Annotated in this window: 20 protein-coding genes; 11 read left to right on the top strand and 9 right to left on the bottom strand. The window is 67.8% G+C overall.

Annotated elements, in window-relative coordinates; all coding sequences use genetic code 11:
• Positions 1-48: 48 nt before the first annotated feature.
• Positions 49-432 (bottom strand): DUF5658 family protein, encoded by a 384-nt coding sequence (locus ACFQE9_RS13230; protein WP_379745507.1) that lies wholly within the window; start codon positions 430-432, stop codon positions 49-51.
• Positions 433-559: 127 nt separating this feature from the next.
• Between ACFQE9_RS13230 and ACFQE9_RS13225 the strand changes: the two genes are divergently transcribed.
• Positions 560-2,083 carry an NAD(P)H-hydrate dehydratase gene (locus ACFQE9_RS13225; protein WP_379745505.1) on the top strand — a complete coding sequence of 508 codons (1,524 nt, stop codon included), beginning with the start codon at positions 560-562 and terminating at the stop codon, positions 2,081-2,083.
• Entirely contained in the window at positions 2,076-2,582 is a 507-nt protein-coding gene (gene moaC / locus ACFQE9_RS13220; protein WP_379745502.1) for a cyclic pyranopterin monophosphate synthase MoaC, read from the top strand. The genes ACFQE9_RS13225 and moaC overlap by 8 nt, the downstream gene beginning before the upstream one ends.
• A gap of 12 nt (positions 2,583-2,594) precedes the next feature.
• On the opposite strand, the gene fdhF is transcribed toward moaC, so the two are convergent.
• Positions 2,595-4,751 (bottom strand): formate dehydrogenase subunit alpha, encoded by a 2,157-nt coding sequence (fdhF, locus tag ACFQE9_RS13215; RefSeq protein WP_379745498.1) that lies wholly within the window; start codon positions 4,749-4,751, stop codon positions 2,595-2,597.
• Positions 4,752-4,905: 154 nt separating this feature from the next.
• On the opposite strand from fdhF, the gene ACFQE9_RS13210 reads away from it, so the two are divergent.
• The 4 genes from ACFQE9_RS13210 to hflX all read left to right on the top strand — a co-directional run bounded on the left by ACFQE9_RS13210 (position 4,906) and on the right by hflX (position 8,295).
• Positions 4,906-5,544 carry a hypothetical protein gene (locus ACFQE9_RS13210; RefSeq protein WP_379745495.1) on the top strand — a complete coding sequence of 213 codons (639 nt, stop codon included), beginning with the start codon at positions 4,906-4,908 and terminating at the stop codon, positions 5,542-5,544.
• A gap of 121 nt (positions 5,545-5,665) precedes the next feature.
• Entirely contained in the window at positions 5,666-6,529 is an 864-nt protein-coding gene (locus ACFQE9_RS13205; protein WP_379745492.1) for an SMP-30/gluconolactonase/LRE family protein, read from the top strand.
• A 57-nt stretch (positions 6,530-6,586) separates the two neighbouring features.
• Positions 6,587-6,955 carry a DUF2209 family protein gene (locus tag ACFQE9_RS13200; protein WP_379745622.1) on the top strand — a complete coding sequence of 123 codons (369 nt, stop codon included), beginning with the start codon at positions 6,587-6,589 and terminating at the stop codon, positions 6,953-6,955.
• Complete coding sequence (hflX, locus tag ACFQE9_RS13195) at positions 6,952-8,295, top strand: GTPase HflX (RefSeq protein WP_379745489.1); 1,344 nt, start codon at positions 6,952-6,954, stop codon at positions 8,293-8,295. Before ACFQE9_RS13200 ends, hflX begins: the two co-directional genes overlap by 4 nt.
• A gap of 36 nt (positions 8,296-8,331) precedes the next feature.
• Here hflX and ACFQE9_RS13190 read toward each other — a convergent pair whose 3' ends face one another.
• Both ACFQE9_RS13190 and ACFQE9_RS13185 read right to left on the bottom strand, forming a co-directional pair.
• Complete coding sequence (locus ACFQE9_RS13190) at positions 8,332-8,883, bottom strand: hypothetical protein (protein ID WP_379745486.1); 552 nt, start codon at positions 8,881-8,883, stop codon at positions 8,332-8,334.
• A 2-nt stretch (positions 8,884-8,885) separates the two neighbouring features.
• Positions 8,886-10,445, bottom strand: a complete 1,560-nt coding sequence (locus tag ACFQE9_RS13185; protein WP_379745483.1) for a uracil-xanthine permease family protein — start codon at positions 10,443-10,445, stop codon at positions 8,886-8,888.
• Between the two features lie 172 nt (positions 10,446-10,617).
• Here ACFQE9_RS13185 and ACFQE9_RS13180 point away from each other — a divergent pair, with 172 nt between their 5' ends.
• Positions 10,618-11,181, top strand: coding sequence for a thioredoxin family protein (locus ACFQE9_RS13180; RefSeq protein WP_379745619.1), 564 nt, complete (start codon positions 10,618-10,620; stop codon positions 11,179-11,181).
• Positions 11,182-11,232: 51 nt separating this feature from the next.
• Here the strand turns inward: ACFQE9_RS13180 and ACFQE9_RS13175 are convergent, their stop codons facing one another.
• The 3 genes from ACFQE9_RS13175 to ACFQE9_RS13165 all read right to left on the bottom strand — a co-directional run bounded on the left by ACFQE9_RS13175 (position 11,233) and on the right by ACFQE9_RS13165 (position 13,186).
• Entirely contained in the window at positions 11,233-11,697 is a 465-nt protein-coding gene (locus ACFQE9_RS13175; protein WP_379745480.1) for an RNA-binding protein, read from the bottom strand.
• A 113-nt stretch (positions 11,698-11,810) separates the two neighbouring features.
• Positions 11,811-12,026: a DUF1918 domain-containing protein gene (locus ACFQE9_RS13170; RefSeq protein ID WP_379745477.1), complete on the bottom strand. Its 216-nt coding sequence runs from the start codon at positions 12,024-12,026 to the stop codon at positions 11,811-11,813.
• 92 nt (positions 12,027-12,118) lie between these two features.
• Positions 12,119-13,186, bottom strand: coding sequence for a phytoene/squalene synthase family protein (locus ACFQE9_RS13165; RefSeq protein ID WP_379745474.1), 1,068 nt, complete (start codon positions 13,184-13,186; stop codon positions 12,119-12,121).
• Between the two features lie 157 nt (positions 13,187-13,343).
• Here ACFQE9_RS13165 and ACFQE9_RS13160 point away from each other — a divergent pair, with 157 nt between their 5' ends.
• The 4 genes from ACFQE9_RS13160 (at position 13,344) to aglJ (ending at position 19,382) form a co-directional block, all read left to right on the top strand.
• A complete protein-coding gene (locus tag ACFQE9_RS13160) occupies positions 13,344-14,489 on the top strand; it encodes an acyl-CoA dehydrogenase family protein (RefSeq protein ID WP_379745471.1) in 1,146 nt (381 codons plus the stop codon).
• A 109-nt stretch (positions 14,490-14,598) separates the two neighbouring features.
• Positions 14,599-16,275: an aldehyde ferredoxin oxidoreductase family protein gene (locus tag ACFQE9_RS13155; protein WP_379745468.1), complete on the top strand. Its 1,677-nt coding sequence runs from the start codon at positions 14,599-14,601 to the stop codon at positions 16,273-16,275.
• 132 nt (positions 16,276-16,407) lie between these two features.
• The gene (thrS, locus tag ACFQE9_RS13150) at positions 16,408-18,360 is read left to right on the top strand and encodes a threonine--tRNA ligase (protein WP_379745465.1); all 1,953 of its coding nucleotides are present in this window, start codon (positions 16,408-16,410) and stop codon (positions 18,358-18,360) included.
• Positions 18,361-18,464: 104 nt separating this feature from the next.
• Entirely contained in the window at positions 18,465-19,382 is a 918-nt protein-coding gene (gene aglJ / locus ACFQE9_RS13145) for an S-layer glycoprotein N-glycosyltransferase AglJ (RefSeq protein WP_379745462.1), read from the top strand.
• Positions 19,383-19,413: 31 nt separating this feature from the next.
• Here aglJ and ACFQE9_RS13140 read toward each other — a convergent pair whose 3' ends face one another.
• Together ACFQE9_RS13140 and ACFQE9_RS13135 are read right to left on the bottom strand one after the other, a co-directional pair.
• Positions 19,414-19,740, bottom strand: a complete 327-nt coding sequence (locus ACFQE9_RS13140) for a hypothetical protein (RefSeq protein WP_379745459.1) — start codon at positions 19,738-19,740, stop codon at positions 19,414-19,416.
• Between the two features lie 83 nt (positions 19,741-19,823).
• Positions 19,824-20,243: a hypothetical protein gene (locus tag ACFQE9_RS13135; protein WP_379745456.1), complete on the bottom strand. Its 420-nt coding sequence runs from the start codon at positions 20,241-20,243 to the stop codon at positions 19,824-19,826.
• Between the last annotated feature and the right edge of the window lie 25 nt (positions 20,244-20,268).

Genomic DNA, 20,268 nt, shown 5'->3' with positions numbered 1-20,268 from the left:
CGGCGGTCGGACCGAACCGACGGCGGCCGGCAATCCAGGAAGTGGCCCTCAAAGCAGGCTACGACCGTGGACGATCACGGCGAGGTTGTTCGCGAACACGAACAGGCCGATCGCGAGCAGGATCCCGAGAAAGGCCTCGATCGCGCGCTTCAATCCACGCCGATACGGTTCCGGGGTCTCCCGGACGAGTTCGGCGAGACCGTAGAACAACACGGCGAGCAGCACGACGGCGAGCAGGTGAACCCCGACGAGAACGACGAGCGAACGCGAGAGCAGCCACGCCATGACCGGGTTCGACTCGTGTTCGATCCCCACCACGGCGACGGCGTAGATCGTGGTGAGCAGATCGAGGGTGATCAAAACGAACAGGGTCGCGCCCGTCCATCCCCAGAACTCGCGGATCCACGGCGATATCGGACGCGATGGTCCCATGATCCCTCTTCGCGAGGGCACCGGGGAAAAGATTGTGTGCGGAGCGGAGCAGCGGGGAACGGAGTGGTTGCGGACCGGAGGGTGGACACCCCACGTTTAATTCGGATGCCGCCGAAGCGAACCCTGAATGATCACCGCACAGCGAATGGCCTCGGTCGACGCCAACGCCGCCGCCCTCGGCGTCCCCCGCGCGAAGCTGATGGAGTCGGCGGGCAACGCCATCGCTCGCGAGATCCGTTCGATCGCCGATCCGGGATCGACCGTGACGCTCGTGTGCGGACGCGGAAACAACGGCGGCGACGCCCTCGTCGCCGCTCGCTTCCTGTCCGACTTCGAGGTTCGCGTGCGCCTGCTCGGCCGTCGCGAATCGGTCTCGACCGGGATCGCCCGCGAGAACTGGGATGCGCTTTCGGCCGCCGAGATCGACGCACGGGCGGTCGCCGCGCCGGCCGCCGAGCCCGCGTCGCTCGATCTCGAGGGATCGGACGTGATCGTCGACGCGATGCTCGGAACGGGCGTCACCGGCGCCGTGCGCGAGCCCGAGCGTACCGTGATCCGACGGATCAACGAGGTCGGCGGCGGTCGCGGATCGGATGCTGACGCGAGTACGAGCGGGTCCCACGCCGACGCGCGCGCGCCGACCGTCGTCGCCGTGGACGTCCCCTCCGGCGTCGACGCCGATACCGGCGAGGTCGAACCCGGTCCGGACGGCGAGCGTCTCGCGGTGGAGGCGGATCGCGTCGTCACGTTCCACGACGGCAAGCCCGGACTGGCAACTCTCGGCGTCCCCGTGACGGTCGCGGACATCGGGATCCCGGAGGCGGCGGAGCTGTTCACCGGGCCGGGCGACCTGCTCGCGCTCGGACGCGAGCCGGAGAGCCATAAGGGCGACCACGGCGAGGTGCTCGTGGTCGGCGGCGGTCCCTACACCGGCGCGCCGACGCTCGCCGCGCGATCCGCCCTACGTGCCGGCGCCGACCTCGTTCGGGTCGCCTGCCCCGAGTCGGTCGCCCGAGAGGTGCAGGGCTTCTCGGAGAACCTGATCGTTCACGGCTTCGCGGGCGAGACGCTGGCTCCGTCCCACCTCGATGGCATCTCCGAACTCGCCGAGGGCAGGGACGTCGTCGTCTTCGGACCGGGACTCGGCGACGCCGACGCGACCCTCGAGTTCGTCGAGCGCTTCCTCGGAGCCTACGACGGACGCGCCGTGGTCGACGCCGACGCGCTACAGGTCGTTCCCGAGGTCGAGACGGACGCGACGCTGGTGTGTACCCCACACCAGGGCGAACTCCGGAGGATGGGCGGGCCGAGCGCAGAGGACTGGCGCGAGCGTGCGGACCTCGTCCGGTCGTTCGCCGCCGACCTCGGACACGCCGTCCTCGTGAAGGGGGCCTACGACGTCATCACCGACGGCGAGGCCCTTCGCGTCAACCGAACCGGGAATCCCGGCATGACCGTCGGCGGGACCGGCGACGTGCTCGCCGGCGCGGTCGGCGCGCTCGCGTGTACCCAGTCGCCGCTTCAGGCCGCGGCGATCGGCGCCTACGCGAACGGTCGAGCGGGGGACTTGGTCGTCGACGAGCGGGGGTACGGACTGGTGGCGACGGACTTAATCGACCGGCTCCCGGAGGCCCTTCGTACCGATGAGTGAGGGCCCGGCGGACTCCGAGGCGACCGACGAGTTGACACACACGACAGATGACGGCGACGTCCAGATGGTCGACGTCGGGGACAAGCCGGACACGAAGCGGCGCGCGGTCGCTCGCGGCGAGATACGTCTCACCCCCTCGACGATCGAGGCGATCGAGGCCGACGCGATCGGGAAGGGCGACGTGCTCGCGACCGCCCGGATCGGAGCGGTCCAGGCGGTCAAACACACCTGGGAGACGATCCCGATGTGTCACCAGATACCGATCACGAACGTCGAGACGGACTTCGAGGTCGCGGGCGATCGGGTCACGCTCACCGTCGCCGTCGAGACGACCGGCAAGACGGGCTGTGAGATGGAGGCGCTGGAGGGCGTCACAACCGGCCTCAACGTCGTCTGGGACATGGTGAAGGCCGCGGAGAAGGACGACGACGGACAGTACCCCGACACGCGGATCGCCGGCGTCGAGGTCCGCGACAAGGAGAAAACGGCTGTTCAGTGACAGGCCAGCCGATCAGTCGTCGGCGGGTTCGGCGTCTTCCGCGTTCTCCTCGTTCGACCCGGGTCCGACGGCGACCTCGATCTCCGCGGCGGCCGCCTTGTACTCGGGGATCTTCGCCCGCTCGTCGAGCACGTCGTTCGTGAGGACGTTTCCGGAGGCGGCCGCGAAGTGCGGCGTCGTCCAGATGACGCCCTCCTTGATGTCCTCCGTCACCTGCGCTTTCACCTCGATCTCGCCGCGTCGGGAGGTGATCCGCACGTAGTCGCCGTCCTCGATCCCGTACCGCTCGGCGTCGTTCGGGTGGACGTCGACGAAGTTCTCCGGGTGTCGGTCGTTGAGCCGCGGGGAGCGCCGGCTCATCGTCCCCGTGTTGTAGTGCTCCTCCAGCCGCGCGGTCGTGAGGATCAGTGGGTACTCCTCGTCGGGCGTCTCCTTGGGCGGCTGGTGGCGGACGCCCTCGATCCGTCCGAGGCTGCTCTCGGTGTCGAAGGTGTCCGCGTACAGATAGGGGTCGCCCTCGTCGCCCTCCTCGTAGCAGGGCCAGTGGAGGCCCACCTCGCCGAGGCCGTCGTAGGTCATCCCGTGGTAGATCGGACAGACCTCCCGAAGCTCCTCGAAGACCGCCTCGGGGTCCTCGAAGTCGAATCCGGCGTCCTCGCCGAACAGGCGCGTGGCGACCTCCGAGACGATCTCCAGGTCGTGTCTCGTGTTCTCGTGGATCTTTCCGACCCCGCGCATCCGCTGGACGCGCCGGTCGGTGTTGGTGACGGTGCCGCCGCGTTCGGCCCAGGTCGTCGCCGGCAGGATCACGTCGGCGTACTCCGCGGTCTCGGTCATGAAGATGTCCTGGACGACCATGAAATCGAGTCGCTCGAGGCGTTCCGCGACGCGGTTGGCGTCCGGCTCGGACATCACGGGGTTTTCGCCCATGACGTATAGCCCGTGGACGGACTTTCCCGCCTCGTGGGAGATCTCGACGTTGGTGAGTCCCGGTTCGTCGGGGACCTCGAAGCCCCAGACGTCCTCGACGCTCTCGCGGGCCTCGTCGTCGTCGACGAGCTGGTAGCCGGGCAGGACGTTCGGCATCGCGCCGACGTCGGAGGTCCCCTGGACGTTGTTCTGGCCGCGAAGCGGGTTGACGCCGGTGCCCGGCCTGCCGAGGTTGCCGGTGACGAGCGCGAGGTTGATCTCGTTTTGGACGTTGTCGACGCCGCAGGTGTGCTGGCTCATCCCCATTCCGGTGAAGATGGCGGCGTTGTCCGCCCTCGCGTACTTCTCGGCCGCAAGCTCGATGTCCTCGAGGGGGACGCCGCACTCTTCGGCGGCGGCCTCCTTATCGAAGTCGGCGAGCGTCTCCGTCAGGTGGTCGAACCCCTCCGTGCGCTCCTCGATGAACGCCTCGTCGATCCAGCCTGCCTCGGGCTCCTCCTCGTGGCGCTCGAGGACGGTCTTGAGGACCACGTTGAGGAGCGGGATGTCCGTCCCTGGCTCCAGCTGGAGGTGCATGTGCCGGTCGGTCTCGTCGATCTCGAACGACCGGGTCGTCTTGTTCGCGTGTGGATCGACCTGGATGACGGTGGCGCCCTCAAGGACCGCCTGGCGGAAGTACTGGCTGTTGGCGATCGGGTGCTGCTCGCCGGGGTTGGCCCCCTGGATCCAGAAGACGTCGGTCTCCTCGGCCAGGTCGGCCATGCTGTTCGTCATCGCGCCCGTGCCGAGGCTCGTCCGCAGCGCGTAGACCGTCGAGGCGTGACACATCCGGGTGCAGTTGTCGACGTTGTTGGTGCCGTACCGCCGCGCGAGCTTCTGGAGGAGGTAGTTCTCCTCGTTCATCGTCTTCGAGGAGCCGTAAAACCCCATGGCGTCGGGGCCGTGTTCCTCGCGGATCCGCGAGAGCTCCTCGACGACACGTCCGAGCGCCTCCTCCCAGCTTGCCTCGCGGAACTCGCCGTCCTCCTTTATCAGCGGGTCGGTCAGCCGGTCCTCGTGGTTGACGACCTGCGTCGCCGCGCCGCCCTTGATGCAGATCCGTCCCTCGTTGACGGGGGCGTCACCCCACGGTCGGAACTGCACGTCGTCGCCGCCCGCCTCGCGGTCGATCGCGATCCCGCATCCGACGCCGCAGTACGGACAGATGGTCTTCGTCGGCTCCGCGTCCTCACTGGACATCCGAGGACCCCTCCGGGAACGAGTGCATATGCCCGAATCATCTCGCTCTCCGCGTATGAGTGTGTTGGTGATTGACGAAGACGTTGGTAGGTGGCGTGGGGGAGTCGAGCGGACCGGAACCGTTCTGCGTCCGGAGTTCGATCCTCCGACAGGGATGGTTCTCACGCCCGCGGACGTCGACGAACTGGCCGAGGAATATCGCGAGCGGGAGCCGTTCTATCCCGTCGAACGCGAACAGCAGGAGACCCTGCCGAGGGTCCTCCGGCGCGGTGAGTTCGGGAGACGGGACGCGGAGTGGGTCGTCCGGTGGTACTTCCGGCGGCACCTCGGGGAACAGTCGCACGCCGAGCGGCGGGTGATCGAGGAGCGGTTCGCCGACAACCCCTTCGGGGACGTCCTCGAGGCGATCACTGCGGCGGCAGAGGACGCGGTCACGAGCGACACCGGGGACGCGGACACGACCGCCCCCGGGGACGCGGATGATCGCGACCTCGAGGCGGCGATCGATCGGCTCACGGCCCTCGACGGCGTGGACGTCCCGGTCGCCACCGCGTTCCTCGCGTTCATGGATCCAGACGGATGCGTCGTCTGCGGCGCCCGCGAGTGGGAGGCGCTTCGGCAGGCCGGCTACCTCGATCGTTCCTATCCCGATCCTCCGACGGTCGAGGAATATCGCGAGTACCTGTCCGCATGTCTGTCGATCGCCGAGGGGACCGACCGCGATCCCTGGACGGTCCGGCGCGCGCTCTGGCGGCTCACGGCGGACGACCGCGACGCGCACGAAACGCGATGAAGGGAAGGACAAAACGGGAGAAGCAGGACCGCGATGGACGGGAGAGACAAAACCACGATGAACGGGACGTCGAGCGTGTGGACCCGCATGTATTATGCCGCCCCCGGTGATACGTGAGCGCATGCCAACGGACGCGACGGCGGTCGTCGACGGACGCTTCGAGATCGGAGAGGGACCGCTCTGGCACGTCGCCGACGAGCGCCTCTACTGGACGGACATTCCGGCGGGACACCTCCACCGGTACGATCCGGAAACCGGCGACGTAGAGCGGTTCTACGAGGGCGAGTCCGTCGGCGGGTTCACGATCCAGTCGGACGGGTCGCTGGCGTTGTTTCTGACCGAGGGCCACGTCGCGGTCCTTCGCAACGGTGATATGGAGACCGTGATCGACGGCATCGCCGGCGAGGAGGGGATGCGTTTCAACGACGTCATCGCGGACCCGCAGGGACGCGTCTTCGCAGGGACGATGGACATGGACGACTTCTCGGTCGGACGCCTCTACCGGATCGACCCCGACGGGACGATCACGGAGGTCGTCGAGTCGCTCGAGCTGCCGAACGGCATGGGGTTCACTCCGGATCGAAGCGGGCTGTACCTGACCGAATCGAACGCGAACGTTATCCACCGCTACGACTACGACGAGGAGACGGGCGAGATCTCCGACCCCGAGACGTTCGCCGAGCTTCCGGACGGGGAGGGCATGTACGACGGGCTCACGGTCGATTCGGAGGGACGCGTCTGGTCGGCGCTTTGGGAGGGAAACGCCGTCGTGCGACACGACGAGGACGGCGGGATCGCAGAGCGGTTCGAGATCCCGGCCGAGTTCGTGACAGCGCCCACCTTCGGCGGCGAGTCGCTCGCGGACATGTACGTGACGAGCGCCGCGATCGACGCCGATCCGGAGGACGAACACGCCGGCGCGCTGTTCCGCCTCGATCCCGGCGTCGATGGCACGCCGGAGTTCACCTCGGAGATCGAGCCGTGACGTCGATCGAGGTCGTGGAGACCGGCCGCCAACGGAGGTGACCGATCCATCCCCGAGATCGTCGGCGTCGACGTCAGCGGTCGCCACGAGGAGGACGGCGAGTACCAGATGGTCGCGGCGGCGGTCCACGCCCGGATCGATTCGACGCGGATCGTCTCGATCGAGGGGATGGGGCTCGCGAGCGTTCGCGAGGGGCCGACCCTCGATGCGGTCCTCGATCTCGTCGCGCGTGCGGTCGGGTCCCTCCCGGAGGTTCCGTCCGGACCGGTCGTCTCCGAGCGCGGCGAGTTCTACGAGGAGCCGGAGGGAACCGTCGGGCTACACTTCCAGGAGGAGTTTAAATACGTCGAGACCATAGGCGAACGCGAAACAGTGCAGGCAGCACACCACGCCGCGTACGCCGCTCGCGAGCTCCTTCGACGATGAGCGGCGAGCACGCGGACCGTCCGAACGGACGGGAGACGAACGCGAACCGACGCGCCGTCCTCGCGAAGCGCGTCGACGCCGGAACGGCCGACCTGGAGGAGATCGAACAGCTGGCCGCGGCGGCAGGCTACGAGATCGCCGGGCGGATCACACAGACCCGCGAGGAGGACGCGGCCTATCTCCTCGGCGAGGGGAAAGTCGAGGAGCTCGCCGAGCTCGTCTCGCGGACCGACGCGACCCACGTCGTCGTCGACAACGACATGGGTCCCTACCAGACGTTCAACGTGGGGAAGAAGCTCCCGGAGGGCGTCGAGGTCGTCGATCGGTTCACCCTCATCCTGGAGATCTTCGCCGAGCGGGCCCGGACACGGAAGGCGCAGCTACAGGTCGAACTGGCCGAACTCCGCTACGAGCTGCCGCGAGCGGAGGCGAAGGCGAGCCTCGCGAAACGCGACGAGCGCCCCGGGTTCATGGGTCTCGGCGAGTACGACGAGAGCGTCGAGCGCGACATCAAACGGCGGATCTCCGACATCCGCGAGGAGCTGTCGTCGATCGCGAAGACGGAGCGGGCCCGCCGCGAGGAACGTCGGGCCTCGGGGTTCGATCTCGTCGCGCTCGCGGGCTATACGAACGCCGGCAAGTCGACCCTGATGCGGCGGCTCGCCGCGGAACTCGACGTCGAGGAGAACGCGGACCGCCACCCGGACCTCGGGACGACGGCGGAGTCCGAGGACATGCTGTTTACGACGCTCGGAACCACCACCCGGCGGGCCGAACTCGACAGGCGGGACGTCCTCTTGACCGACACCGTCGGGTTCATCTCCGATCTCCCCCACTGGCTCGTCGAGTCCTTCGAGTCGACGCTCGATTCGGTCTATCGGGCCGACCTCGTGTTGCTCGTCGTCGACGCCAGCGAGCCGGTCCGGGAGATGCGCGAGAAGCTCGTGACCTGCCACGACACGCTCCACGAGCGCAACCGGGCGCCGATCTGCACCGTGTTCAACAAGGTCGACCGCCTGGATGAGGGCGAACTCGCCGAGAAGCGCTCGGCGCTGTCGACGCTGGCTCCGAACCCGATCGCCGTCTCCGCGACGGAGGGAACCGGGATCGACGCCCTCCGCGAGCGCGTCGAGGCGGAACTTCCGGACTGGGAGCGCGAGCGGCTCGTGTTGCCCATGACCGATGAGACCATGAGCGTGGTCTCGTGGATCCACGATCACGGCCACGTCGAGACGGAGTCGTACGCGGGCGATCAGGTCACCGTCGAGTTCGAGGCGAAGCCCGCCATCGTCTCGAAGGCGCGCTCGAAGGCGGGCGAGTTGACGCCCGTCGACGCGTGATCTGACGCCCGTCCGCGCGTGATCGACCCAACGGGGTCACAACTCCTCCGGAGACCGGGTCTCCGCGGGCGGTGAATCCCCGGAGGGCTCCTCCGTAGGTGAGGCCTCCTCCAACGCCTCCTCGACCGCCGACAGGAACGTCTCCGGCTCCTCGGGATACACCGAAAGCGGCTTCGCCCGCCCGTGAACGTGGATCCGGACGCGATCGCGTCGCCGCCAGGTGACGAGGAGGACCGCGGCCCCCGCGAGGACGAACGCGAACGCGCCGAGGAGGTGCCGGGAGACGGAGAGGAGACCGAACGCGACGATCCCGACGCCCATGACCAGCTGAAACCACGCGATCGATCGATGGGTGACCTCCGAGACCGTCGACGGATCGACGAGGATCGGATCGGTTCCCGCCGGGTCGACGACGATCCGACCGTCGCTCACCCGGAGGCTGCCACCGAGACGGCCGGCGTCGCGATGTTCGACGGAATCGGGCGAACCCGCGTCCGGCGAATCTGTATCCGATAAATCCTCGTCCGGCGAGTCCTCCTCCCACGAATCCCCTTCCGACGAATTCGCGTCGACGTCTCGTCCCGTCACCCTCACTCGGAGTACCGCTCGAGGGCGGTCTGGAACTCGTGTTCCTCCTCGGAGATCGCCTCCCACTGGTCGAGCCCGCGCTCCTCGCGGGTGCCCGGGATCGTGTTGTCGAGGATCAACGCGATGATGCCGCCGACGGCCATTCCGGTCGAGCCGATCACGAAGACGGTGTCGGCGACGATCTGGTTCCCGAGAACGGGGCCGATGACCGCGACACCGGCCATTCCCTCGCGGAAGCCCTGGATGCCGCCCGCCGCGTCGACCGCGCCGAAGTACGCCGGGATCGCGAGCCCGGCGAAGAGCGCGAGGCCGATCGTGAACACGTTGCGCTGGGAGTCGAGGTCGACGTACTTCAGGTTCGAGAGCCCGACCGCCGCGATCTGGCCGAACATCGCGATGAACAGGCCGCCGATGATGGGCTGTGGAATCGTCGCGATGAGCTGGCTGAACGGACCGAAGAAGCCGACGATCAACATCACGACCGCGCCCACCTGGACGACGTACCGGGAGGCGACGCCGGTGATGCCGATCGCGCCGATGTTCTCCGAGTAGGAGGTCGAGCCGTTGCCGGTGCCCATGATCCCGGCGAAGACGTTGCCGATCCCCTCCATGCCGATGCCGTGGTCGATGCGCTTTTTCGAGGGGGCCCCGACGCCGGCGAGGCGGGCGACGGCGAAGTAGTCGCCGTAGCTCTCGATCATCGAGGCGACGACGCCGGCGAACATGCCGACGATGAACGCGCCGGTGAACGAGGGGGTTCCCCACTGCAGCGGGGTGATCGACAACACCAGCGGCGCGTCCGCCGCGGTGGTCGGATCGACGAAGCCGACCTGCTCTGGCCCGTAGATCCCCGCGAGGGACAACACGAGGGCGAGGAGGTACGCCGCGATCACGCCGAGCAGGACCGGAAACAGCCGCGCGTAGCGGGTGTAGGACTCGAGGTACTGCGAGAAGACGACGATGGAGACGAGGGTGAACCCGAGCAACCACCAGTTCTGCTCGGTGGTGACGATCTGCGGGACGTTGAAGAGCGAGAGGCCGATCAACACGATCACCGGCGCGACGACGACCGGCGAGAGGTACCGCTTGATCCGGCCCATGAGCCCGGAGTAGCCGACGAGCACCTGGACCGCGGCGGCGGCGATGATCGCCCCCTGTAGCTCGCGCATCGCGAGTTCGAAGGGGCCGCCGACCGCCGCGACGATCGTGACCGCGGGCGCCAAAAGCGCGAAGGAGGCGCCCTGTACGAGCGGGTATCGGTTCCCGACCGTCGTCTGGAGCAGGGTCGCAACGCCGGAGACGACGAAGAACGTCCCGATGAGCGTCGTCGCCTGGGCGTCGCTCGCGCCCATCGCGTTGACGAGCACGAGCGGCACGGCGATGTTCGCGCCGACCATCGTCAGGTAGTGTTGGATCCCGAGGAAGAACGATTCCCCGGCCGGCGGGCGGTCCTCGATCCCGTACTCGACGAACGAGGCGGCCTCGCGCTCGCCGGCCCGGCCGCCCTCCGGCGTGGCGCTCGTCCCCCCGTCAGTCGTCGTGTCCGTGGTGTCTGCGCTCATTGGTGATCCCGCCCGCGGCCTGCGGGCGATTGACGGTGTGTGTCGCCAGAACACACATAAAGACGACGACTCGCGATCACCGCGTCCGCCGGCGATCCCCGACTCGGGGGCGTCGTGGAACGATCTCGACGCCACCCGGTCGCTTTTGCTCCTGGCGAGTCAACCGTCGGGCATGGTCGCCATGGAATCCGACTCCGAGCTGGCCCGCGGCGAGACGGTTCCCGACTTCGAACTCCCCGGCGTCGACGGGGGGACGTACTCGCTCGACTCCTTCGACGCGGAGGCGATCCTGCTCGTGTTCACCTGTAACCACTGTCCGTACGCGCAGGCGAAGTTCGACCTCCTCAACGAGCTCGCGGCCGACTACGACGAGGTCGCCGTCGTCGGAGTCAACCCCAACGACGCGGAGGAGTATCCGGACGACTCCTTCGATCGAATGCGCGAGCTCGTCGAGGACGGCACCATCGCCTACGACGCCTACCTGCGCGACGAGTCCGCCGCGGTCGCGGACGCCTACGGCGCGGTCTGTACGCCCGACCCGTTCCTGCTCTCCCACGAGGGCGACGCCTGGACGCTCGCGTACCACGGCCGCCTCGACGACGCGTTGAACCCCGACGCGGAACCGACGACGATCCACGTCCGCGACGCCATCGAGTCGGTGCTCGCGGGGGAGGACGTCGAGATTCCGGATCGGCCCTCCAGAGGCTGTTCGATCAAGTGGCCGGGCGATTCATAGGGCGGAGGCGGTGATCGGGCGGCAGGCCGACCGGCCGTCCCGATTCCGACGTCATCGCGTCTCGGCGTCGGTCGCGTCGCCCGAATCGGCGTCGTGTCGCGAGAGCAACTCCCGCGCGTTCTCCACCGCGGCCGACTTCTTGGCCGGGTAGGCCTCCACCTTCGCGCGTAGCGTGATGCCGGGGCCGAGCCGGACGTCACCGCGGAAGGCCGCCTGCTTGTCGAGCCGGCAGAAGAACGAACAGTTGTCGTCCACCCGATCGTCGAGCTCCTCGATCACGCGATCGAGATCGTCGAGCTCGCCGAACCGATCGAGGACGTGTCGCATGTCGTCGGCGTTCTCGACGCGCGCCGAGAGGACGACGATCCGGTCGCCGTGGTGGCCGACGCTCTCCGCGCGATCGATCGACGCGTCCTCCGGCAGAAACGTCTCGAGCGCCTGCCTGACGCGTTTCTCGTCCTCGGTGGCGTAGCTGAACGTGCGGAGGTCGACGTAGTGCAGCGGGACCCTGGCCATGCGGTTCGGTTTCCTCTCTGGGATCGGGGTTCGGTCGGCGTGCGGTTCGGCTCGTCGCGAGTTGATCGATTCGCCGGTCTCGTGCGGGCGGTCGCTCCGGATCGACCCGGCGGTTACTCGGCGTCGGCGTCCGCAGCGTCGACGTCGTCCTCGTCGGCCTCCTCCAACGCGTCCGCGGCGATGCCGGTCTCCTGGCCGTCCTCGAAGCTGATCGTGTAGGTGGCCTCGCCGAACATCGTCTCCATCTTCTGGGTCACCGTGCCGACCTCGCCGTCGTGTTCGCTGTGTTCGTCGCGGAACACGACGCGGTCGTCTTTCTCGAAGCTCATGTCCGTCGGTATCAACGGCGCAGGTAAAAGGACGCGGATCCGGACCGGTGGCTTGGGCGTCAGTTACACGATCGGGCGGCAGTCACCTCGGCCTACTCCGCGACGCCGGAGACGCGGTGGAACGGCTTTTTCGCGATCGTCTCGCGAAGCTCGGCGAGCGAGTCGCGGCCCGTCTCGCTGGCGGCCGACATCACGGCGAAGACCTCCTGTCTGGACACCTTCACGCCCGTCTCGGTGAGCGCGTCCTCGGGCTGCGATCGGAGCTCCCGCAGCGTCCCGACCGCGAGGAGGTACGGCACGCTCCAGGCGGCCATCGTGTTTCCGTGTTCGAGCGGCATCGTCTCGAGGTACGCCTGGGCATCGTCGAGGAACGAGTGTGCGTGTTCGGCGGTCCGGTCGACCACGCGAGCGGAGGACTCGCGGTTCTCCGGGTCGACGATCGCGTCCTGGTCGACGCCCTCGTCGTCGAGCCACTCCGCGGGGATGTAGACGTTGTTCTCCGCCTCGTAGTCGTCGTAGACGTCCTTCGAGACGTTCACGAGCTGGAGGAGCAACCCGAACTCCTCGGCGGTATCGTAGAGGCGACGGACCCGCTCGTCGTCGACGTCGGCGCGGGTCAACAGGTTCGTGATCAGGTTGCCGACCGTCCCGGCCGCGTAGTAACAGTACTGTTCGAGCTCCGCGCGGTCGTCGATCCGGAGGCCGCCGGCGTCGGCGTGCCGCTCGACGAACATCGCCATCCCGTCCACCATCTCGCGGACGGGCGGGACGATGGCCCGGCGAACGTCCTCGGGGAGGGACAGGAAGGTCGCGATGACCGTCGGCGAGCGGGCGACGACCTCCCAGTCCGCGTTCCGCTCCGACTCCTCCGGGATCCACTCGTCGACGGCGGCCCGGAACTCCTCGACCTCGGTTGAGTCCTCCGGGTCGAGGACCGCATCGTAGGTCGAAAGCAGCTCGGTCTGGGCCGCAGGCGGCACGTGTCCGGCGTCCTCGACCGTATCGGCGACCCGACAGAGCAGGTAGCCGAGACAGATGTGGCTCGACATCGGCTCGTCGAGCACGTCGACGGTCAACGCGAAGGTGCGGGAGACGCCCTGGACCGCCTCGTAGCACCACTCGAGGTCGGCCTCGCCGGTAGATGGATCACGTCCGCTCATTCAACTGTCCTCCTCTATGAAACGGAGGATAAAAAGTCTCGTGGGGTTGCTCGCCCGACTTCGCGGCTCCCAGACGCGGGACTATTCAACGAACTGTCAAGAAGGCGAACGCGCGGAAGCGCAAAACCACTAAGTCCCGGCTCGTCGATGGGTGGACATGGATCTGTCCCTTTCCGCGGAACAGCAGCGGATGCGGGAGGCCGTCTCGGAGTTCGTCGACGACGAGATCGTCCCGCGAGCGGCCGACATCGACGAGACGGACGAGTTCCCCGCCGACCTCGTCGATCGCATGGGCGAACTCGGGTTCCTCGGCATGCCGTTTCCCGAGGAGTACGACGGCGCCGGACTGGATTACCACGCCTACGCGCTGGCGCTCTGTGAGATCGCCCGTGGATCGGGCGGGCTCGCGACGGTGGTGGCCGCCCACACGAGTCTCGCCGGCAACGTGGTCTTCGAGTTCGCGGACGAGTCCGTCCGCGAGGAGTACCTCCCGCCGTTGAATCGCGGGGAGGACCTCGGCGCGTTCGCGCTCTCGGAGCCCGAGGCCGGCTCCGACGTTCCCGCGATGTCGACCACCGCGGAGCGCGACGGTGACGGCTACGTCATCGACGGGGGGAAGGTGTGGATCTCGAACGGCTCGGTGGCCGACTCGATCGTCGTCTTCGCGAAGACGGATCCCGACGCGGACCGGGAGGGCATCTCCACGTTCCTCGTGCGGCCGGATACGGACGAGGGGTTCCACGTCGAGGGAACTGAATCGAAGCTCGGCGACAAGGGCTGTCCGACGGCCGAGCTGCGCTTCGAGGACATGTACGTCCCCGAGGACCGACTGATCGGCGCGGAGGGGGAGGGATTCCGGCACGCCCTCAAAACGCTCAACGCGGGCCGGATCACGATCGCGGCCCGGTCAGTCGGGATCGCCCGCGCGGCGCTGGAGGACGCCCTCGAGTACTCGCAGGATCGCGAGCAGTTCGACCGACCGATCTCGGACTTCCAGGCCATCCAACACGAGCTCGCGGAGATGGACACGAAGGTGCAGGCGGCGAGGCTTCTCATGCACGAGGCCGCCGACCGCAAGGAGCGCGGCGAGTCGTACGTCAAGGCGGCCGCCCAGGCGAAGCTGTACGCCTCCGAGATCTCCCGGGAGGTCGCGAACGCGGGGATCCAGATCCACGGCGGCTACGGCTACACGACCGAGTTCCCGATGGAGCGATACTACCGCGACGCCAAGCTCAACGAGATCTACGAGGGGACCTCCGAGGTCCTGAAGAACACGATCGCCGGACGACTGCTCTCGGAGTGATCGCGACACCTGACGTGGATCGTTCGCGGCAGCTGAGGCGCCACCTGGCCGGGGTGACGCGTCCCCTCCGTCCGGTGACTTCTTGATGGATCCGGGGCAAGATCGATCCATGCTCCACAATCGCGGTCCGCTGTTGACGGTCGACGTCGGGGATCAGTCGACTGAGGAGACGGACATCGACGGGATCCACGAGCGCTACATCGGGGGGCGCGGCGTCTGCACCCGGCTCGCCCACGAGCGGATCCCCTTCGACGTCGACCCCTTCGGCCCGGAAAACCGGATCGTGTTCGCCACCGGCCCGATGCAGGCGTCGACGATGAGCTTCACCGGCCGGATGAACTGCACCGGCGTCTCGCCGCTCACCGACGGCCTGCTCTCGAGCAACGCCGGCGGGTTCATGTCGCGGAACTTCGCGGCGACGGGCTACGGAGCCGTCGAGATCGCCGGCGAGAGCGACGAGCTGCTCGCGATCCACGTCCGCGACGACGGCGTCGAGTTCGAGGCGATCCCCGATCTGGCCGGCGCGACCGTGAGCGAGACGGCGGATCACCTCGAGGAGGAGCGCGGGATCTCGCCCGATCAGACCGCGATCATCGGCCCGGCCGGGGAAAATCGGGTCCGGTTCGCGTCGATCATGACCACGAAGGAGCGCGCGTTCGGCCGCGGCGGGCTCGGCGCGGTCCTCGGCGCGAAGAACGTCAAGGCGATCACCTTCGACGGCGACTCGGCCCCGGAGATCGAGATCCCCGCGGCCCAGTCGGAGATCCACCGCGAGGCCGCCACCGACGACAACATCATGAAACGGCAGGGAACCGTCGCCGTGATGGACCTCGCGAACGCGATGGAGGGGCTTCCCTCCTACTACTTCTCCGAGCGGGAGTTCGCGGGCGTCGAGGGGATAAACGGCGACGCCGTCGAGAAGAAGAAGTACAAGAAGGGGACCTGCTCGGCCTGCGCGTTCGCCTGCAAGCTGCCGACCCGCGACGAGGAGCGCGGCGTCGAGACCGAGGGCCCCGAGTTCGAGGTCGCGATGGCGTTCGGGTCGAACTCCGGTGTCGACGACATCGTCGACGTGATGGAGTCGAACCGGCTGTGTGACGAGTACGGCCTGGACGCCATCTCCGCGGGCAACACGGTGGCTGCCTACCTCGCGAGCGAGGACGCCTTCGGCGACGTCGAGTTGATCCACGAGACCGTCGAGAGGATCGCTCGTCGGGAGGGGATCGGCGATCTGCTCGCGGAGGGGATCGACCGGTGTCACGACGAGCTCGGCGTCGAGAACTGGTCGGTCAAGGGAATGGACTTCGCCGCCCACGAGGGCCGCGTCCTGCACGGACAGGGGCTCTCGTATGCGGTCTCGAACCGCGGCGCGGACCACATGTACGCGACCTTCTACTCCGTGGAGTACCCGCTCGTCCCCGAGGAGGACGCCCTCGATCCCGAGGGGACCCTCGGGAAGGCCGGCCGGCTCGTCGAACGCGAGAACCTGATGGCGCTCAACGACGCCGGCGTCGTCTGCAAGTTCTCTCGCGACTACATGAACCCCGAGCGGTACGAGGCGCTCTTCGGCGAGGACTTCGATGATCTCCTCGCGGTCGGCGCCCGAATCGTGACCCTCGAGCGTCACTTCAACAACCGGCGCGGCGTCGACGGCGAGGACGACACGCTCCCCTACGACATCCCCGATCTCGAGGCGGCGATCGACGAGTACTACGACGCCCGCGGCTGGGAGGACGGCGTCGTCCCCGAGGACGGCCTGCCGGCCGACTACGGCGCCGAGGCGTAAGTAGGTCCCAGCGACTGCGGAACCGAGGCGCGATCGAAAATCGAGGGCGTGGCGGTCGACCTCCGGTCCGCGAATTCGTCGGCGTCCCGCCATCCAACAACACTTATCCCGATCCTCCGGCTTCCCGAACGTATGAGCGAGACCGATGCGCAGGCCGACGTGACGGTCGTCCTTCCGGACGGATCGCGGTTGACCGTGCCGGACGGGTCGACACTCGAGGACGTCGCCTACGAGATCGGCCCCGGGCTCGGTCGCGACACCGTGGCGGGGAAGATCGACGGCGAACTCGCGAGCAAACACGACCCGGTCCACGACGGCGCGGAGATCGAGATCGTGACCGAGGACTCGGACGAGTACCTCACGGTCCTGCGCCACTCGGCGGCCCACGTCTTCGCGCAGGCGCTCCAGCGGCTGTATCCGGACGCGAAGCTCACGATCGGCCCGCCGACCGACGACGGGTTCTACTACGACGTCACCGGCGTCGACCTCGACGAGGACGACCTCGAGGCGATCGAAGCGGAGATGGAGGCGATACTCGAGGCCGACTACGACATCGATCGCGTCGAACGCGACCGCGAGGAGGCCTTCGAGATCTACGCCGACAACCCGTTCAAACGCGAGATCCTCGAGACCGAGGCCGCCGGCGAGGAGACGGTCAGCTTCTACGTCCAGGACGACTGGCAGGACCTGTGTCAGGGGCCACACGTCGACTCGACCGGCGAGATCGGCGCCGTCACCCTCCTCAACATCTCCTCGGCCTACTGGCGCGGCGACGAGGACAACGAGAGCCTCACGCGCGTCTACGGGACCGCCTTCGAGTCGGAGTCGGACCTCGAGGAGTTCATCGAGATGCGCGCCGAGGCCGAGGAGCGCGACCACCGGAAGATCGGCCGGGAGATGGATCTCTTTTCCATCCCCGACCACTCGCCCGGGTGTGCCCACTACCATCCCAACGGGATGCGGATCCGCCGCGAGCTCGAGGAGTACATCCGCGAGAAGAACGACGAGCTGGGCTACGAGGAGGTCTGGACGCCCGAGTTGAACAAGGCCGAACTGTGGAAGCCGACCGGCCACTACGACGCGTTCAAGGAGGAGGGCGAGATGTTCGCGTGGGAGCAGGACGACACGGAGTACGGCCTCAAGCCGATGAACTGCGCGAACCACGCGCACGTCTTCGACGACTCCCAGCACTCCTACCGCGACCTCCCGCTTCGCTACTCCGAGTTCGGAACCGTCTACCGCAACGAGCAGTCGGGCGAGCTCTCGGGGCTGCTCCGGGTCCGGGGGCTCACCCAGGACGACGGCCACGCGTTCGTCCGACCCGACCAGATCGAAGACGAGATCCGCCGGACGATCGGCGTGATCGAGGACGTCTACGCGCAGTTCGATCTGGAGATCATCTACAAGCTGGAGACGCAGGGCGAGAACTCGGTCGGGAGCGACGAGATCTGGGAGAACGCCACGGACGCGCTCCGGAACGCCCTGGAGTCGAAGGGGCTCGAGTACGACGTCGAGGCGGGCGAGGCCGCCTTCTACGGCCCCAAGATCGGCCTCGACGCCCGCGATGCGATCGGCCGCGAGTGGACGATCGGCACCGTCCAGGTCGACTTCAACATTCCGCAACGCCTCGATCTCACCTACGCCGGCGAGGACAACGAGGAACACCACCCCGTGATGATCCACCGGGCGCTGCTCGGCAGCATCGAGCGGTTCATGGGCGTGACGATCGAGCACTTCAAGGGCAACTTCCCGCTTTGGCTGGCGCCCGAGCAGGTCCGCGTGCTCCCCGTCTCGGACGACGCGCTCGGGTACGCCCACCGCGTGAAGAACGCGATCGACGACGCCGACTTCCGGGTCTCCGTCGAGGACCGCGACTGGACGGTCGGTCGCAAGATCCGCCAGGCGCACGACGACCGGCTCCCGTACATGATCGTCGTCGGCGGCGACGAGGCGGAGGCCGGAACCATCTCGGTGCGCGACCGCTTCGAGAACGAGCGCGGCGACGTCGACCTCGACGACTTCATCGAGCACCTCCGGAGCGAGCGCGAGGAGAAGCGCACCGAGCCGGACTTCATCGAGGCGTGAACGACGAGGGACCGCGGCTCCGGCGGTGAAAACGGGACCCCCGTTCGGGGACCGTCGACGAGGAACCCGCATACTTAACCACCCACACGGACCACGATTCGACGATGACGGGGTCCCCGGACGTGTGCGTGCTTCTCCCGACGATGGACGAGGCCGCCACCATCGCCGACGTCGTCCGCGAGTACCGCGAGTGTGGCTTCGAGAACGTGCTCGTGATCGACGGCGGCTCCACCGACGGGACCCCGGACCTCGCTGCGGACGCCGGCGCGCGCGTGGTCGAACAGTCGGGCGAGGGAAAGGGACAGGCCGTCCGGGAGGCGGTCCGCGATCACGTCGACGCGGAGTTCGTCCTGCTCGCGGACGCGGATGCGACGTACGACGCCGAAGACGCGGAGACGATGCTCGAGCCGCTCCGCTCCGGGCGGGCCGAACACGTCATCGGCGATCGGTTCGCCGACATGAAGCCGGGCGCGATGACCCGGCTCAACCGGATCGGAAACCGGATCATCAACCGGGCGTTCGCCCGGATCCACGGGACCGACTACCGGGACATCCTCTCGGGCTACCGCGCGTTCACCCGCGAGTCCTTCGAGCGCCTCCACCTCACCGCGGAGGGGTTCGGGATCGAGACCGAGATGGCCGTCGAGTGCGTCAAACACGACGTCTCGGTCGCCGTCGTCGACATCACCTACCGGCCGCGTCCCGAGGGGTCGGACACGAACCTGCGTCCGGTCCGCGACGGCGGGATCATCTTCCTGGAGCTCTACCGGAAGGCGAAGACGAACAACCCGCTTTTCTACTTCGGCAGCGTCGGTCTGGCGGCGACGCTCTCGGGAGCGCTCGTGGCGGCCTACGTCCTCTACGAGTGGATCACTCGGAGCGTGGGCCACGAGATCCTCGCCGTGGTCTCGGCGGCCGGCATCCTACTCGGGATTCAGCTTCTGATGTTCGGCGTGCTCGCGGACATGATCCTCACGCTTCACCGCGAGGAGATCGAGGGACGTGACCGTCGATCGGAGTGAGCGAGCAGACCGCGTCCACCACGTCTCAGAGTTAGAAGGGCAAGGCGTCGCGGAGCCGCTCGAGGATCGACCCGCCGCCCCGGCGGCGACGCTCCTCGAAGATCGGGTGTAACGCGTTCATCAGTTCGCTCTTCGTCTCGAACCGTTCGGGACCCGCACGCTCGAGCGCGTCACCAAGATCGAGGGTATGTCCGGACGCGTCGTAGGGGATCTCACGAGCCGGGATGCCCCGGAGGACCTCCTCGCTCGTCGCCGGGAACGAGAGGTCCGACTCCTCGAGGCGGGCGTCGAGCGCCGCGATCCCGAACTCGATCGCCTCCGGCGTCTCGTCGTCGTTTCCTGGGGGCCGGACAGCCATTGTGTCCCCGTTCGATCCGTTGCCTCAAAAATCCAGGCGACTCGTCCCGGAGCGACCGTCCGGACGAGCCGTCCCCACGGGTCTCACTCCGGGATCGACTCCTCGGGCGGGACCGCATCGACGATCGTCAACGGGAGCTTTCGACCGGCCCGATCGAACGCCGCGACGCAGTCCGCCTCCCACGGCGGCACCGCCACGATCACGACCGCCGACAGATCGTCGGTCTCGTCGATCCGGAGCCCGCCGGCCGGGTGCGACAGGAAGCGGGCACGGCCGCGTTCGGAGGGCGTCGAGAGATCCATCCCGAAGACCGAGTTCACGGAGCTCCCGACGTCCGGCAGCGTGAAGTGCGTCAAGACCGGGGTTCCCGGGTCGACATCGTCCGTCTCCCCGATCAGCTCCTCCGCGGGCGTCGCGGAGAGGAGAACGTTCGTCGACGTCGGCTCCGCCTCCGCCGCGTGTTCGAGGAGGACGGCCAACAGATCACGGGTGAGGTGGACCACGGATCGAGTGACGGCCCGGACGTGC

The organism is Halopenitus salinus, from assembly GCF_042662125.1.
Taxonomy (GTDB): domain Archaea; phylum Halobacteriota; class Halobacteria; order Halobacteriales; family Haloferacaceae; genus Halopenitus; species Halopenitus salinus.
Note: the sequence above shows the minus strand (reverse complement) of the source record. Positions and strands in the feature narration are given on the sequence as shown.

Coding starts and splice junctions, on each gene's coding strand:
- ACFQE9_RS13175 (WP_379745480.1), bottom strand. CDS start 11,697: ATGGCCAGGGTCCCGCTGCACTACGTCGACCTCCGCACGTTCAGCTAC.
- ACFQE9_RS13165 (WP_379745474.1), bottom strand. CDS start 13,186: ATGAGCGGACGTGATCCATCTACCGGCGAGGCCGACCTCGAGTGGTGC.
- ACFQE9_RS13210 (WP_379745495.1), top strand. CDS start 4,906: ATGGTTCTCACGCCCGCGGACGTCGACGAACTGGCCGAGGAATATCGC.
- fdhF (WP_379745498.1), bottom strand. CDS start 4,751: ATGTCCAGTGAGGACGCGGAGCCGACGAAGACCATCTGTCCGTACTGC.
- hflX (WP_379745489.1), top strand. CDS start 6,952: ATGAGCGGCGAGCACGCGGACCGTCCGAACGGACGGGAGACGAACGCG.
- ACFQE9_RS13225 (WP_379745505.1), top strand. CDS start 560: ATGATCACCGCACAGCGAATGGCCTCGGTCGACGCCAACGCCGCCGCC.
- moaC (WP_379745502.1), top strand. CDS start 2,076: ATGAGTGAGGGCCCGGCGGACTCCGAGGCGACCGACGAGTTGACACAC.
- ACFQE9_RS13170 (WP_379745477.1), bottom strand. CDS start 12,026: ATGAGCTTCGAGAAAGACGACCGCGTCGTGTTCCGCGACGAACACAGC.
- ACFQE9_RS13155 (WP_379745468.1), top strand. CDS start 14,599: ATGCTCCACAATCGCGGTCCGCTGTTGACGGTCGACGTCGGGGATCAG.
- ACFQE9_RS13180 (WP_379745619.1), top strand. CDS start 10,618: ATGGTCGCCATGGAATCCGACTCCGAGCTGGCCCGCGGCGAGACGGTT.
- aglJ (WP_379745462.1), top strand. CDS start 18,465: ATGACGGGGTCCCCGGACGTGTGCGTGCTTCTCCCGACGATGGACGAG.
- ACFQE9_RS13230 (WP_379745507.1), bottom strand. CDS start 432: ATGGGACCATCGCGTCCGATATCGCCGTGGATCCGCGAGTTCTGGGGA.
- ACFQE9_RS13185 (WP_379745483.1), bottom strand. CDS start 10,445: ATGAGCGCAGACACCACGGACACGACGACTGACGGGGGGACGAGCGCC.
- ACFQE9_RS13205 (WP_379745492.1), top strand. CDS start 5,666: ATGCCAACGGACGCGACGGCGGTCGTCGACGGACGCTTCGAGATCGGA.
- ACFQE9_RS13140 (WP_379745459.1), bottom strand. CDS start 19,740: ATGGCTGTCCGGCCCCCAGGAAACGACGACGAGACGCCGGAGGCGATC.
- ACFQE9_RS13160 (WP_379745471.1), top strand. CDS start 13,344: ATGGATCTGTCCCTTTCCGCGGAACAGCAGCGGATGCGGGAGGCCGTC.
- thrS (WP_379745465.1), top strand. CDS start 16,408: ATGAGCGAGACCGATGCGCAGGCCGACGTGACGGTCGTCCTTCCGGAC.